Origin of the sequence: Nocardia sp. NPDC050413 (assembly GCF_040655475.1) — a bacterium.
In the GTDB taxonomy this organism is placed as follows: domain Bacteria; phylum Actinomycetota; class Actinomycetes; order Mycobacteriales; family Mycobacteriaceae; genus Nocardia; species Nocardia coubleae.
The window spans coordinates 74,614-88,412 of the sequence record NZ_JBFAJZ010000015.1; the positions used below are offsets into that span (position 1 = coordinate 74,614).

The 13,799-nt window shown below is 64.0% G+C and carries 10 protein-coding genes, 1 rRNA gene and 1 pseudogene; 5 read left to right on the top strand and 7 right to left on the bottom strand.

The features are described 5' to 3' along the window. Positions 1–100 precede the first annotated feature (100 nt). Positions 101–3,181, bottom strand: a complete 3,081-nt coding sequence (locus AB0I19_RS26545) for an AAA domain-containing protein (RefSeq protein ID WP_357152179.1) — start codon at positions 3,179–3,181, stop codon at positions 101–103. A gap of 156 nt (positions 3,182–3,337) precedes the next feature. Between AB0I19_RS26545 and AB0I19_RS26550 the strand changes: the two genes are divergently transcribed. Beyond that, positions 3,338–3,889, top strand: a complete 552-nt coding sequence (locus tag AB0I19_RS26550) for a hypothetical protein (protein WP_357152181.1) — start codon at positions 3,338–3,340, stop codon at positions 3,887–3,889. Here the strand turns inward: AB0I19_RS26550 and AB0I19_RS26555 are convergent. After that, positions 3,872–5,815 carry a DUF2075 domain-containing protein gene (locus AB0I19_RS26555; protein ID WP_357152184.1) on the bottom strand — a complete coding sequence of 648 codons (1,944 nt, stop codon included), beginning with the start codon at positions 5,813–5,815 and terminating at the stop codon, positions 3,872–3,874. The genes AB0I19_RS26550 and AB0I19_RS26555 overlap by 18 nt on opposite strands. A gap of 445 nt (positions 5,816–6,260) precedes the next feature. Between AB0I19_RS26555 and AB0I19_RS26560 the strand changes: the two genes are divergently transcribed. After that, positions 6,261–6,965, top strand: a complete 705-nt coding sequence (locus tag AB0I19_RS26560; RefSeq protein WP_357152187.1) for a phosphoribosylanthranilate isomerase — start codon at positions 6,261–6,263, stop codon at positions 6,963–6,965. On the opposite strand, the gene AB0I19_RS26565 is transcribed toward AB0I19_RS26560, so the two are convergent. Then, positions 6,922–7,749, bottom strand: coding sequence for a DMT family transporter (locus tag AB0I19_RS26565; RefSeq protein WP_357152189.1), 828 nt, complete (start codon positions 7,747–7,749; stop codon positions 6,922–6,924). The genes AB0I19_RS26560 and AB0I19_RS26565 overlap by 44 nt on opposite strands. Before the next feature lie 41 nt (positions 7,750–7,790). After that, the gene (locus AB0I19_RS26570) at positions 7,791–9,122 is read right to left on the bottom strand and encodes a hypothetical protein (RefSeq protein ID WP_357152191.1); all 1,332 of its coding nucleotides are present in this window, start codon (positions 9,120–9,122) and stop codon (positions 7,791–7,793) included. A gap of 212 nt (positions 9,123–9,334) precedes the next feature. Between AB0I19_RS26570 and AB0I19_RS26575 the strand changes: the two genes are divergently transcribed. After that, positions 9,335–10,288 carry an ADP-ribosylglycohydrolase family protein gene (locus AB0I19_RS26575; RefSeq protein WP_357152194.1) on the top strand — a complete coding sequence of 318 codons (954 nt, stop codon included), beginning with the start codon at positions 9,335–9,337 and terminating at the stop codon, positions 10,286–10,288. Here the strand turns inward: AB0I19_RS26575 and AB0I19_RS26580 are convergent. Beyond that, a pseudogene (locus AB0I19_RS26580) lies at positions 10,263–11,018 on the bottom strand (ATP-grasp domain-containing protein). The gene AB0I19_RS26575 and the pseudogene AB0I19_RS26580 overlap by 26 nt on opposite strands. 244 nt (positions 11,019–11,262) lie before the next feature. Continuing rightward, on the bottom strand, positions 11,263–11,946 hold the full coding sequence (gene gntA / locus AB0I19_RS26585; RefSeq protein ID WP_357152197.1) for a guanitoxin biosynthesis heme-dependent pre-guanitoxin N-hydroxylase GntA: 684 nt from the start codon (positions 11,944–11,946) through the stop codon (positions 11,263–11,265). A 323-nt stretch (positions 11,947–12,269) separates the two neighbouring features. On the opposite strand from gntA, the gene AB0I19_RS26590 reads away from it, so the two are divergent. Both AB0I19_RS26590 and AB0I19_RS26595 read left to right on the top strand, forming a co-directional pair. Next, positions 12,270–13,367, top strand: a complete 1,098-nt coding sequence (locus AB0I19_RS26590; protein WP_357152199.1) for an exo-alpha-sialidase — start codon at positions 12,270–12,272, stop codon at positions 13,365–13,367. Between the two features lie 29 nt (positions 13,368–13,396). Continuing rightward, complete coding sequence (locus tag AB0I19_RS26595; RefSeq protein WP_357152202.1) at positions 13,397–13,645, top strand: MoaD/ThiS family protein; 249 nt, start codon at positions 13,397–13,399, stop codon at positions 13,643–13,645. 60 nt (positions 13,646–13,705) lie between these two features. Here the strand turns inward: AB0I19_RS26595 and rrf are convergent. Then, positions 13,706–13,799, bottom strand: a 5S ribosomal RNA gene (gene rrf / locus AB0I19_RS26600); the annotation flags it as partial.

The window sequence follows — 13,799 nt, forward strand, 5'->3', positions numbered from 1 at the left end:
GTTGGGATCGAGTAGTCGAAGTGACACAAGGCATCTCGAACGATGAGTTGAAGCGAACCCTGCGACCTGCCCACCACTGACCTGCACCGAAGGTCAGCGGTCAAGGCGCGGGCGGCAACCAGCGCTGCGCTTGATCCCGAGTGACCTCGCTCGCGTCGACATGCCAGAGCTTGTTCTCCCCGTCCCAGCGTGCGTGGAGCTGCCTTTTCGCCTCATCTTTATCGGCGAAGGGAACGCTCAGGTAGAGCCGACCGTTCAGGATCACTCCCGGCTCGGGTCGCTGCATCGAGGGCGAGCCATTCGCTCGAACCGTCGGCGCGGCTTCGACACGGTCCGATGCCGGGGCATACATGTTTCGCGCCGCCCGGTCCTTACGGGCACGGTCGATCACTCTGTTGACACGTTCGCACGACGCCGGGTCGGTGAAGCGCATCATCAGGTCCGTCGGTCCCAAGTTGGCGAGCAGATTGAGCGAACCGTGCCACAGTACGGAGCCGTCGATGATGAGAACCTTCTCGTGCATCCGCTCACGGAAATCGACCTCGCAGCCGACAGCTCGCAATTCGCCGATCAGCGCGCGGTGACGATTTGCAGCTCTGTCGTCTCGCTGTTCGTCGGTGCCCCTCGTGGATACGACGACGCGAACGCCCGCCCGAATTCGTTCGTCGAGCAGTTTCGACCACTTTCGTACGGGCTCGGGATCCAGAAACGGGCAGTAGATCTCGATGCTTCGCGCTGCGCGGGCGATGTCCCATGCCACGGCCTTCGGTACTTCGTCCGCAGGGAAGAAGGCGGGGCGGCTCAGTTCTTCCTCGGAAAGTTCGGACAGCTGGGCCGCGTCACGTATCGGCACGAACTGATCGGCCGACAGCACCTGCGCATGTGCCTCGAGATAGTCGATCATCGCGCCTGCCTCACTACGTGGCGGCAGATGCTTTCTCAGATGATCGAGATCGGCGACAACGATCAGATGGTCCTGTGCGCGGCTGAGTGCCACATTGAGCAGCCTGCATGTCTGCGAAGACAGCCCCGTCTCGCGGTAAAAGTAGCCGAGATCCTTGCCCGCGCCCACCGCGGTATCGAAGATGACCACCGGACGCTGGCTGCCCTGGAATCGATGGATGGTGTCGACCAAACCCTCGTATTCGGCGCCGAAGCGATACTTCAAACTTCCTTGTAGTGCTTTGACCTGCGCGCGATACGGTGCGATGACGGCGAGGCGGTCGACAGCTTGTGCACCGGCGGGTATCTCCGCGGACTGCCACTTCCGCCCAGGAAGTACCCCTTCGTACTGCAACCCGCGGATCAATTCGTGCACGACCGCCTCGTTGACGGTGTTCGCCTTGTTGTCGGGGCCGGGTATTCGCTGCCGGGAGGTGTCGATGAGGAGCATGGCCGTATCGACCAGAGAGTTGGCAGGGATACTGCTTCCGTCGCCTCGCCCGGTTTTCAAGGGCGCATCGGGGTAAGCGACCGCATTCACGAGCGCACAGATCGGCTCACGCATTCGATATTGGGTATCGAGCGCGACCAGCCGATCATCTTGGCGCACCGTACCCGAGTCGTCTACCAATTCGGCCGCCCGGAACGGGTCGCGAGCGCACCACTTCCGTGAGTGCGCACGATCGGTATCGGTGGCCTTCGAGTCTCCCGCGCCCTTCGTCACGGCCGGCAGCTGCCGGAAATCACCCGCGATCACGATTCTCTTCTGTGCCAGTCCGGCCACGAGCCACGCCGAAGGCAGGTCTACCATTCCTGCTTCATCGATGACAACGACGTCTACTCGTTCCAGCAGCGAGCGTGACTGCACCGCTTTGGCCACCGTCGTTCCCATGACCCGGCATCGGCGACGGACTGTCCGCCGAATATCGTCGCGCTCCCGACGAAGCCTGTCGACTTCGGTACGCAGCTGTTCGGCGTGCCGTTGCAATACTGGGAGGGGTGCCACCCCGCGCAGTTTCGGCTCCAGCACAGCGAGCTCCCTGTGCGCGGCTTTGATGGTCTCGGCGGCCGCGGTCACGCGTGCTTTGGCGTTGTGAGCATCGCGCGCGGCTTGCTGCCTCCGCCCCTCCACGTCCGCACACTGACGACGAAGTCTTTCCACTCGCGCTGCCTGACGGTTGGCGAACAACCCACTGGGGCTTCCAACGTGCGCGAGCGCACTCTGCAGCGCGTCGACTTCGAGACGAGTTTGATCAACCGTTCTTTCTGCCTCGGATTGCGCTGCGGCGGCCATCGCGGAATCTTCGCGTGCCTGGGCGAGACTTTCCCGCCAAGCCGCTTCAGCGGCGTAGAGGTGGACCTCATCCTGGGCCTTTGCCAACGCTGCCGACGTCTGATCGAACTTCGCGTCCAAGTCTGCTGCTACCCGGACAGTGATCTGCTCGATATCGATCGATGAGCCGAACCGCTCGCGCAACGTCTTCGACTCGATGTCGCCACCGCGCTGAACCATCCCATCGACGAATCCGGGTTCGTCGACGAGCAGGTCACAGATTCTTTCCAGCGCTTGGTCGACGGCAACCCTGGTGGGCGCGAGAAAGAGAACATTGTGCCCCTGCCGGAAGTTGCCTTCGACAATATGCCCGACGACGTCGGTCTTTCCGGTACCAGGCGGCCCCCACAGAAAGGTCACCTCGCTCGACAGCGCATGCGCGACCGCGGTCCGTTGCCGCGCGTTCAATCGCAGCGTTTCCCAGTTCGAAACCCAACGGGCGGGGTCGCTCTCATAGCCGAGGTGAGGCCGTCCCAGCCCGAGGACCCAGCCGGCGGAGTCCACGCGAATCTTCTCGTCCGCCGCCACCGATTCGATGCGCTGCGCCAGTGCTGTCAAGATCGCCGAATCATCCTTGCGCAACTGCAGATTCGAGGTTCTTCCCGCGATCGAGCGGGAGACGACCACCCGCACCTTCCCATCCGGAAAACGCGACACTTCCGCGGGAGTCCACGGGTCGCTCGACCGTGATGGACGCACCAGAACAGGGCTGCCGTCCAGCGACACATCCCACTTCATACAGGCGTACAGGTATTCGACGCGGTCGGCCGAGGAGGACACCAACACGCCACTCGACAGCGAAATCTTCGGCGAGTCACCCCCGTCGGAACGAAGTTCGGCCGCGATCTCGAGCCGAACAGCGTCGAGTAGTTCGGAAATCGGGTAAGGCCTAATGGTCCCACTCACGCTTCACCCCCGAAGTATGCGCTCACCCCACCAGCTCGGGCTCCGACCCCAATACACTACTCCGACAACCTCTTTCGGGCGGTCACTACTCGCGAATGCGTCGCTTTTGCGCGCGCTCGGTAGGTGCGTCAGCCGATCCCGATTTCTCGTATCTCCGTGGCGAGTTCGATCACCCGACGGTCCTGTTGGTCGAGCATCGGCCTGCGCGGCCTGTCGTTCGAGCTGACCCGAGCCATCCGTGACACGTTGCTCGGCGCTGACCCACCCGTTGCGCTGACCAAACGAGCCCGTGGACAACTCGACGACATCCGCGCCACGAGGGCGGTGAATGTAGTCAGCGGCGATTCCACTGTGATCGAACGCGAGGGTGAAGCCGTTCGCTGGTGGACCTGGGCGGGATTTCGCGCCAACGCCACCCTTGCCGCATCCTTGCCCACCGTAGTGGACCCCACCCAACGCCCCAACGACTTCAGCATCCGGCTCCGACCCGATCTGTCCGTCGGCCTCTGGCGCGACGCTGTCGCGGAGCGACGGGGGCCGCGCTCGGTCCTGGTCCTGCCGATCGCCGACGAACGCGCAGCGAGAGGGTTGAAATTCTCCGATGTTCTTCCGGACCACCTCGCCGCCGCGACCGTTTCCGCCCGGCTGGCGGACGTCGACGGCGCCCGTCAGGTCCTCAGCGAACGAACCTCATGGCACATGCTCTGACATAGCCTTCGAAGGCACCAGTTCGGTGAGCAATTGTTGGGTCTCGGGGTCTGTCGAATAGATGACGACACCACGCATGCCACGGGTGAGCAACACCTTATAGACATTGCGAATCAATCTGCCGAAGTCCTCATCGAACAACGCCTTCGACCTCATCGCCGCGTCCAAGTTCCGATCGCGCACGCCGACGAGGCGGCCCTGACGAAATACCAGATCGGGGCCGATGATCACGCCCGCCCAGTCGTATTCGAAACCTTGCGCGGTGTAGATGCAGCCCACCTGCCCGAAACCGGCCGGGTCGGTCGCCCAGAAGGAACTGGCCGGAGCGTCACCGAGCGTCCTCGCAGCCTTGGAATTCCACGGCATCGACCACGACCCGATGCTGACGTCTTCGACCAGACTCCCGTCGTCGTTCGGCGCGCTCCACGGCCAGCAGTACCCGGCAGTGATGCGCGCCGACTCGCCCGCCTCATGCTTCGAACGCAAGAAGTCCTGCATCTCTTGCGGCGACTGCGCCACCCGGACCTCGAACGCGGGGTCGTCGGACCAAGGTGTCGGTCCACCCACTCGCAGTCCGAGCAGTCTGCGCACCCACTCGTCATACTCATCGCTGCCACCACACCGGAAAAGACCGTCCAAGGGGATCGTGTGGACCGGGAAGCCCGCCCGGGTCGCGTGGGACTGGATCTCCTCCTGCGTCCCCACCTCACCTGGACGCACAACCTGATGCTCGTCGAGGAGGAACACCGGGACTTTGGCAGCGGCGATCAGTTCATCGATCTGTGGTCGCTCCTGTCGCTTCGCCCTCTCCGCTTTAGGCGTGAAACGATTCGTCGATACCGCGCGAATGCGATGCGCTTCATCGCAGATCAGAACATCGAGCTGGTTCTGCCGGTAGTCCGCAAAGGTTCGGTAGTAGTGGAACAGATCCTTCAGGTCCTTCGAACCCTTCGCAGGGAACTTCCGAAGAGTCTCGGTATAGGCGTTCGAACCGGTCGCATGCCGGACTTTGTATCCTTCTCGGTCCAACTCTGCGAGCAAGGTGATCGCGATCAGGCTCTTCCCGCTGCCTGGACCACCCGTCACGATCACGACACTCTTCTGGTTCCGCTCATGTGACAACCGCACCTGGTCGAGCACCCGTTGGAAGGCGAGCTCCTGATTGTCCAGCAGTGAATAGTCGGTTCGACGGCGCAATTCCGACGCGGTGAAAGTGATCAGATCCGGGCGCGGCAGAATCTTGCTCGTCAACAACCGCTCAGCAGGCGCGCTTCCGCTGTGCGGGGCCAGCCTGCCGGTCAAGAACTTCCGGAGCTCGGTGCGCCGCTCACCGGTGAACAGGCGACCGAGCCGGTCAGGCTGTCTGGCCCGGAGAGTACTGATCGAGTTCTCGCTGGCATTGTGCAGATAGGCAACACCATGTACTGCCAGTGGGCGGTCATGGAGTACCTCGATGTACTGGATGAGGTACTTGCAGTAGTTGCGCACCTGATCGATCGGATGGAGTTCCTCTGCCCGCGTGCCGCTGGCCCGCACGATGCGATCACTGTTGTAGACCAGTTCGGCCGTACTCCACTGCTTGAGCTCGATGACCACATAGCTGTCCTCACCGGTTCGCGGATCGATCCCGGCGAGAATCACATCCGCCCGTTCCCGCGACTCCGGCAGGCGGAATTCGATCAACATCTCGACATCGCCCAACCCTGCTTCGCACAGGTCCTCGGCAATCTCTGGGAGACTCGCTTCCCAGGACCGGGTGTGAGCATTATTCTGCCCGGCCTTGCGTCGCTGGCCCTCGATGATCATCTCGACAAGCACTGCCTCGAGAGACCACGTCCGCACCTCGGCAGCCGTCGTCCGCAGAACCCTCTCCACCACGTCGAAATCCCCCTGGCAGCAGCACGAAACCTGCTGCAGCGGGGGCATATCCGTCCAGCGGAAGCCCGTCGAGCCGCAACCTGACGAATGAGATCGTATCGCACACCGCCCACGGCCTCCGAACTGCTTGCCGCACAACGATTCACAGCGGAAGGTTGTCCCACCGAACCTGCCTGACCCCACCCTGCAAACGATCGGCGATTCGCCCTCTCCCTCCCAATCGGCCGGCGCCATCGCTCGTCATGCGACCTGCTGCGCCCGGACACTCCTAGCAACGAACCACCCGACGGTCCCGCCATTGCTCGGGCGCTCGTTCTGGCCGGGATCGCGGCGGTTCCGACAGGGCGGTGATAGGCGCTGAAGGCCTGACCCGACCATCGACGGCAGCTGTCGACACGCCGTCTGGTCCGCACGGGCGAACAAGGTCGAAAACCTTCGGTGATTCTCGACTCCGAGTGGCCGGGTAGCTCGTGGCGTTACTAGGCTTGGTGGAATGAGAGAGCCCGTTCAGGTGAAGATCTGTGGCATCAGGTCAGCAGGCGACCTGCGCCGGGCTCTACGTGCCAAGCCGGACGCCGTGGGGTTTATCTGCGGTGTCACTGCCTTCAGCGAGGACGAGGTCAGTGTGGAGGAGGCCGGGGAGCTGTCCGCGCTGGTGGACGAGCTCGAGGCGCCGGTCAAGCGCGTGCTGGTGACTCATCTCGAGGATGCCGACGATATCCTGGCTCTCGCCGACCGCATCGGCGTCGACGCGATTCAGGTGCACGGTTTGGTGAGCACGGAGAATCTGCGAACGGTTTATGCGCGCACCGACGGCCGCCGCGAGATCATTCGGGCAGTGCATGTTCTGGATGAAGGCGCGTTTGCCGATGTGGAGGCGGTCGCAGATTACTGCGACGTGATCCTGCTCGATTCGCGGACACCTGACCGCCTCGGCGGCACAGGACAAACCCATGACTGGCGAATCAGCAACAAAATCGTGGAATCGCAACGGGATCGGGGCAAGCGGGTCGTCCTGGCCGGCGGGCTCAACCCGGACAATGTACGCGCGGCCATCGGCGCGGTGAAACCTTTCGGTGTCGACGTCAATTCCGGGGTCGATGATGCCGAAGGAAACAAGTCAGAGGCTGCATGCGTCGCGTTCGTCGAGGCAGCTAGGGAACCTGTCTCGACTTATCGTCCAGCACAACAGCACTGAGAACGAGCAAGCCGCCGATCACCGCGCCGAGAGTAATCGGCGTGTTGGTGAAGATCGCACTCACCGCTGCCGCGAAAACTGCTTCGTTGAGGCCGATAATGCTGGCTTTCGTGGCATCGAGCCCGCGTAGCCCGCGCCAATACAGCACAAATCCCGGGGCAAGCAGTAGGGCGCCGACGAGTACGAGTGAACCGGCTGTGCGAGGGTCGGGTGGATCGGTGAATATCAGTGCGGCGCCGAGGAACCCGGCTACGACCAATTGCCAACCCGCTGACGCGATCGTCGGTCGTTGCGCCGATTCGCGCGCGATCAGGCTGACGAGCATCGCGACGCACACGGCGCTGCCGACCGCCAACACGCACCCCAGGAACGCTCTGTCCATTCGGATTTCAGTCGAACTACCCGGCACTGCTACCGCCACCGCAGCACCGACGAGTAGAAACTCGAGCGCCACCAGCGGTGTGAGCAGGCGTTTGCCTTGTACGATGTCGTTTGCGAGTAGCAGCAACGGCGCAATCAGATGCAACGCAACGACAACGGGCAGCGGGCCACATTTCAGAGCGGCGACGAAGAGCATGAGGTTGGCCGCTTCGAGCGCACCGAGCCGCATGTACAGGCCGGGCGATTCCATCAGGATTCGCAGCGGACCTTGACGACGAACTCCCGCGATGAGCAGCAGCGTCGCGCCACCGCCCGCGGCAACCAGCGCCGAGGAGGTCAAGGCACCTTCAACAGCCGCCAACGCGGCGCTCGACGCGCCCCACACCAACGTCGCCGCGAGCATGATCCACGGCGACGCTCGGGTGTAGGACGACCGGGCTACGGTCAAATCGCATAGGTCACGATGGGCAGCACTACAGCAGTGAACCCTCCGAAGACAGCCGCCGCAACCACGCGCGACGACGAACTGGGAAACCGGCTGGTGAGCCAGGTGAGGGTGCCGAACGCGATCACGGTTGTCCCCCAGATCACGAGCGCCCTCGCTGCCAGCTTTACCGGCCAATCCGGATTCTCGTACCTCGCATTCAACTCTGCACCGTGGGCCACAATGGTCAACCCCGCTGTCAGCGCCAACAGGAACACCGCGAAGCCGGCAAAGCTGTTCATGATCAGCCGCTGCCGTCCCAATTTCGCCAGCACCTGACCGTCGCTGTGGTGCGCGCCGTCGGCTCGACAGATCAGGTCGAAAATCTTTCCGGGGTTGGCTGTTTCGCCGACAGCCGCCCGGGCGTGCACCATAGCCTCGACGGCTGATGTCGTCGAGTACGCGGTGACGAAACCCTCGCTCGAAGTCCTGAACCCGCCACGGCTCGGGAGCCGTACCGATGTCTCCTGCAATTCGAACAGCGAGGTGAGTGCGGTGCGCACCGCTGGATGGAAGATCAGCTTGCCGTCCGCGACGAGCAGGGCGCCCACCGCCGAGTGCAGGCCGAGATGACGCCACGTATGCGCGATGTCGCCACGCAGAAAGTACTCGTCACCGTTGCAATTCCGGCCGTCGGCCAACGCGTCGAGGATGCGTTCGATCGCCAGTTCCGACGCCCGCCGCGCCCGTTTACCGCCGACCGACGCGTATTCGGGGCGCGCCAGCACCGACACGATGTGCGCTGCGGTGTACAGAGGTTCGGCGCGGACATCGTCGGACAGCATCGTCAACGCCAGGAACGTGACCCCACGCAGCGTGGCCTTGGCGACCTCTTCGTTTGCCGCCGCATAAGGTGCGAGGGCGTGCATCGCGGCGGACGTCGCGGTGAGCGACACCGGACCGATCCACCCCGACATCCTGTACCCACCCGATTCCGCGTCCTGCTCCTCGAGCAACCTCCGAATGCATTCGGCCACATCAGGATCCGTGTCCGGCACCCCGAGGCAACTCATCGCCCGCAACTGCCACGCGATGTCGATCGGCCCGGTGAATTCGCCAGCCCCCGCAGTCGGCGGCACGATCCGTTGCCTGCGCACCAGATGCAGCACTTCGTCGGCCCGCGGCACCGGGATCCCCGCCGCGGTCAACGCGCACACCACCTCGGCCGTGTTCTGTGGATTCGGCGGTACGTCGTGAATCCAGCCCCACCCGGCCCCACCCGCCCCATCGGAGAATTGGTAACGCTCGAACCACTCGACCGCCAGTCTCATCCGTTCATCGAGATTGGACATGCCTTCCCCTTACCGATCTGCACCGAAGCCACTTCGCCCAGGTCCTTTCACTTATACAGACGCAAAACAGACCGCTTCCGGATCGGACAAGCGGGACGGAGACCCGTACCGGCGACAGCTCGGCGGAAACGAAGCTCTCTGACTCGCCCTGGATGGTTGCCCTGTTCGACCCCATCGGCAACCCGATCAACCACTGACACGATGATTCCGTGATGAGATGGAGATGGCGGCCGAATACCGCCGCTGACCGTGTGGCACTGATGCTCGATTCGCTCGACGGGCTCTCTGTCGGCGATGCGCTGGGGGCGCAGTTCTTCATCATGGGGAGGTCACTCTCTGATCTTCGGTCGGGTAGGCCGCCGAGGGGGCAGTGGGATTGGACAGATGACACCGAGATGGCCTGCGGTCTGGTCGCCGAACTACGCCGCCACGAGCACGTCGACCAGGATCGTCTGGCCATCGAGTTCGCGCGCCGATTCTCTCCGGAACGCGACTACGGGCATGCAACAGTCACCACGCTTCGTCGTATCCGCAACGGTGCGCGCTGGCGAGAAACGGCCACGGCTACGTTCGAGGGTCAGGGTTCCTGCGGCAACGGCGCGGCTATGCGGGTCCCCCCGCTGGGCGCCTACTACTGGGACGATCCGCAACGGGCTGTCACCGAAGCGGTCCGGTCGGCACAGGTAACTCACATGCACCCCGACGGAGTACTCGGCGCGGTCGCCGTGGCTGTCGCGGCGGGGCAGGCCGCTCATGCCCGCCGCACCCGAATTCGGCCCGCTGCAACAGAATTCCTCACCGCTGTCCTCGAGCGTCTCGAACCGGGCGAGACGACACGAGGTGTCTACCGCGCTCGTGACCTGCTCGGCGCGACCGTCGCGGAAGCCGCGCACGAACTGGGCAACGGATCCCGGGTGAAGGCGCAGGACACGGTGCCCTTCACCTTGTGGTCCGCCGCAACGTATTTGGACGACTACCCGGCTGCTGTCGCCGCTTGCATCGAAGCGGACGGCGATATCGACACGACCTGCGCCATTACCGGAGGGATCGTCGCCGCGTATACCGGAACCGGTACCGCGAACGGAGTACCCCAGGCGTGGCTCGCCGCCCGTGAACCGTTGCCGTCCTGGCTCACCTCGATCAACCCGTCGCGCCGCCGCATGTGAACTTTGACGGTGTCAGGCGGGCTGGACGGGAGTTGAAAACGGGCAGATCGTGTCGACGGTTGACGAGCGGGCCGATCAGCACGGCGGGGTCGACGGTTGAGGGGAGGTCGCTGACCTGGGCGTCGCCTACTTCGATCACCCGCCACACCCCGTCGACGCGACGGGCGACGTCGGTGGTGATGAAGCGGCGGCCGAAGCGGGAGACCGTCGGCGCTATTGCGGTCAGGTCCGGTTCGACGTGGACTGCTGGGTTGTCCGGGTGCGGGCCGATGAGGATGGGTTCGGCGTCGAGCCACCAGACTCGGGCCTCCGATGCGGGGCCGCCCGCCGTGTCGGTGAAGTCTTCGAATTCTCGCACCACGAGTCCGCCTGACAAGAAATCTCCCTGCAGTTATACGAATTTTTCGACGACCCGTCGCAGGTTCTCGGAATCCCGCAGGTCGGGAATGAAGCAGGCGGTGTCCCACTCGTGCTTGCGTGACTTCACATAGTCCTTGACGATCCCCGCGCCGTCCCTGAGCGGCGCGACCAACTGTGCGAGCGCCGATTCATCGGGGATCTCGCCGGGGCTTGACGCCGACCAGACAGTTCGCGGCGTCAACTCCTCGAACGAGGGATACCAACCAGGCAGTTCGTGGGCTGAGGCGTACTCGTCCGGCGAGACGGCCAGGCTGCAGCCGCGGGATGAAAGCGCCTGGGCCAGTTCGCGATATCGCTGCGCCGGAATCATCCAGCCCCGATACCACAGCTCTCCGCTGTCTCTGGCCACACGGCGGACGGCAGCATGGATATCCCCGGTCAGCAGCGCGTCGTGGTCCAGCAGCGCGACAGCTGCACCTGCGGCTCGTGCGCTCTCCGCCTGCTCGGCGAAGTGGTCGTCGACCCTTCGCGAGCTCAGCGGGTCACAGCAGAACAGCAGGGTGGCGGTCACGCTCGCACAATAGTCGGCGGGGTAATCGCGCAGTCAGGCATTTTCAGGCGGGCTGAGCCTCTGCACCTTCCAGCGCTGGACGAGCGCTGAACGGGCATTGCCAGTCGACAGGCTTGGGGCGGCCGGAGTAGCGGCGGGCTTCGGAGAGGGTTTCGTACTCCATGAGGTTCGGGTTGATGTCGCCCTGGAGCACGATGTCCTGCTTGCGGATCTTGTCGGCCAGGCGGTCCCACATGCCGTCGGCCTTGATGCGGGCGAACTGGTCGTGGGAGTTGAAGGCCAGCATGGGAAAGGGTGGGCGGCGGCCGAGGCGGCGGTGGGTTTCGTGGAGGCCGATAACGAAGAATTTGTGGCCGGCGACGCTGTATTTGAATTCTTCGGATTGGGGGTCGGAGGAGCAGCCGTCCGCCCAGGCGAAGCGTTGCGCGTCGGCCTCGTGGAGGAGTTGCAGGTGCTGCCACAGGAGTTCTTCGAAGCGGAGTTCGTCGACGCCGCGGGGCTGTTCGAAGGTGGCGATGAAGCTGGTGAACTTTCGTGAGCTCCAGTCCGCGGCGCCGACGAACTCCGCCAGGTCGGTGGCCATCAGGCGGGCGGATTCTTCGCCGCCGAGCACGTCGTAGTGGCAATGGGTGATTCCGCCCTGGCGCCAGGCGGAGCGACCCGCCAGACAGGCGAACCGGTCTCCCAGAAGGAAGTTCCCCACTTCAGCTCGCGCATCCGTCGTCAACCCCGGCGTTCCTTTCCGACCACATCTCTACCCGGGCCGGAGTGCGAGCCATTCGGCGAATGCAGCCACCTGGCCCATATTGCGAGGCTGATCCTGTCAGCCGACCAGCCGGTGCGCGAATCGATCGAATCGATGCCGACAATCATTCGCCCCGCTCGAGGGCACAATCGGGCAGGTGAGCGTGTCGCGTATCACCTCCGGCGGTGCGGGTCGGAACACTCGAAGAGCAATCCGGACCGCTCTACGCGATCTCTTCGGGTTGTCGGTGTCGAGGAGTAACGTCGGGATTCGTCAGCGTTGCGGTGACCACCTGGAGGTCTGCGATGGACGTGTTGCTCGGGATAGGGACTCGTAAGGGGCTGTTTCTGGCACGGAGCCGGGACGGGCGCAAGACCTGGGAGGTGTCGCCGCCGCAGTTTCCGGTTGCCGATGTGAAGGCGTTGGCGATCGACACGCGATCGGGGACGCCGCGAGTGCTGGCGGGGGTGTTGAACAGTCACTTCGGTCCGACGATGGTGGTCAGCGACGATCTAGGACAGACGTGGAGTGAGCCGGACGACGCGCCGCTGGCGTTTCCCGACGACACAGATGCTGCGCTGCAAGGGGTTTGGCAGATCAAGCCGGCGACCGAGGCGGAGCCGGATGTGGTGTATGCGGGCGTCGAGCCCTCGGCGTTGTTCCGTTCCGAGGACGGCGGGCGCAGTTTCGAGTTGGTGCGCGGATTGTGGGACCACCCGCATCGGACGCAGTGGCAGCCAGGTGGCGGCGGACTCGCACTGCACACGATCCTTCCGCATCCTGCGGATACCCGGCGAATGGCTGTCGCGATGTCGACCGGTGGGGTGTACCAGACCACCGACGGCGGGGAATCGTGGCGACCCACGAACAAGGGGGTCACAGCGGACTTCATGCCGGGAGAGTTACCGGAATGGGGACAGTGCGTGCACAAGGTGGCGCTCGATGCCGCGGATCCCGACACGATGTACCTGCAGAACCACGGTGGGGTGTTCCGTAGTACCGACGCCGGGGAGCGCTGGCAGTCGATTGATGGTGGACTGCCGCCGTCGAATTTCGGGTTCCCCATCGTCGCGCATCCTCGGCGGCCAGGCGTGATCTACACGTTCCCACTGGTCGCGGACATGGATCGCTTTCGATTTCCGCCAGACGCCAAGTGCGCCGTGTACCGCAGCGAGGACGGCGGGCAGACCTGGTCGGCGCTCAGCGATGGGCTGCCGGAGGTGCCGTTCTGGGCGGCGGTGATGCGTGATGCCATGTGCGCCGACGATGCCGACCCGACCGGCATCTATTTCGGCACTCGCAACGGCGAGGTGTACTGCAGTGCGGACGAAGGCGACCACTGGCAGCTGGTGGCCGACAAGCTGCCGGACGTGCTCTGTGTGCGCGCCGCGGTGATCGGATAAGGGCCGTGGCGCGCGTCTGTCTGCCGTCGGTGCTTCGCACATACGTCGACGGCGCAAGGGAACTCGACATCGACGGGGCGGACCTCCGCCAGGTGCTCGATCTGCTGCGCGAGCAGTATCCGGGGCTGGAACGGCGCTTGCGCGATGAACGCGGAGTGCTGCGCCGGTATGTGAACTTCTATGTCGACGGTGACGAATGCCGGACTCTCGACGGCCAGGAGACTGCGGTCCAGAAAGGGACCGAGGTGATGATTATTCCGGCCGTTGCCGGCGGCTGAATTTGGCCCGGAAACGACGAAAGCCCCCTGACCGTAGTCAGAGGGCTTTCGTGAATGAATGTCCGGCGGTGTCCTACTCTCCCACACCCTGTCGAGTGCAGTACCATCGGCGCAGGTGGCCTTAGCTTCCGGGTTCGGAATGGGACCGGGCGTT

Bases quoted from the DNA above. Each gene is read 5' to 3' on its own strand.
- AB0I19_RS26555 (WP_357152184.1), bottom strand. From the start codon at position 5,815: ATGCCCCCGCTGCAGCAGGTTTCGTGCTGCTGCCAGGGGGATTTCGAC.
- AB0I19_RS26560 (WP_357152187.1), top strand. From the start codon at position 6,261: ATGAGAGAGCCCGTTCAGGTGAAGATCTGTGGCATCAGGTCAGCAGGC.
- AB0I19_RS26565 (WP_357152189.1), bottom strand. From the start codon at position 7,749: ATGCTCGCGGCGACGTTGGTGTGGGGCGCGTCGAGCGCCGCGTTGGCG.
- AB0I19_RS26570 (WP_357152191.1), bottom strand. From the start codon at position 9,122: ATGTCCAATCTCGATGAACGGATGAGACTGGCGGTCGAGTGGTTCGAG.
- AB0I19_RS26575 (WP_357152194.1), top strand. From the start codon at position 9,335: ATGAGATGGAGATGGCGGCCGAATACCGCCGCTGACCGTGTGGCACTG.
- AB0I19_RS26590 (WP_357152199.1), top strand. From the start codon at position 12,270: ATGGACGTGTTGCTCGGGATAGGGACTCGTAAGGGGCTGTTTCTGGCA.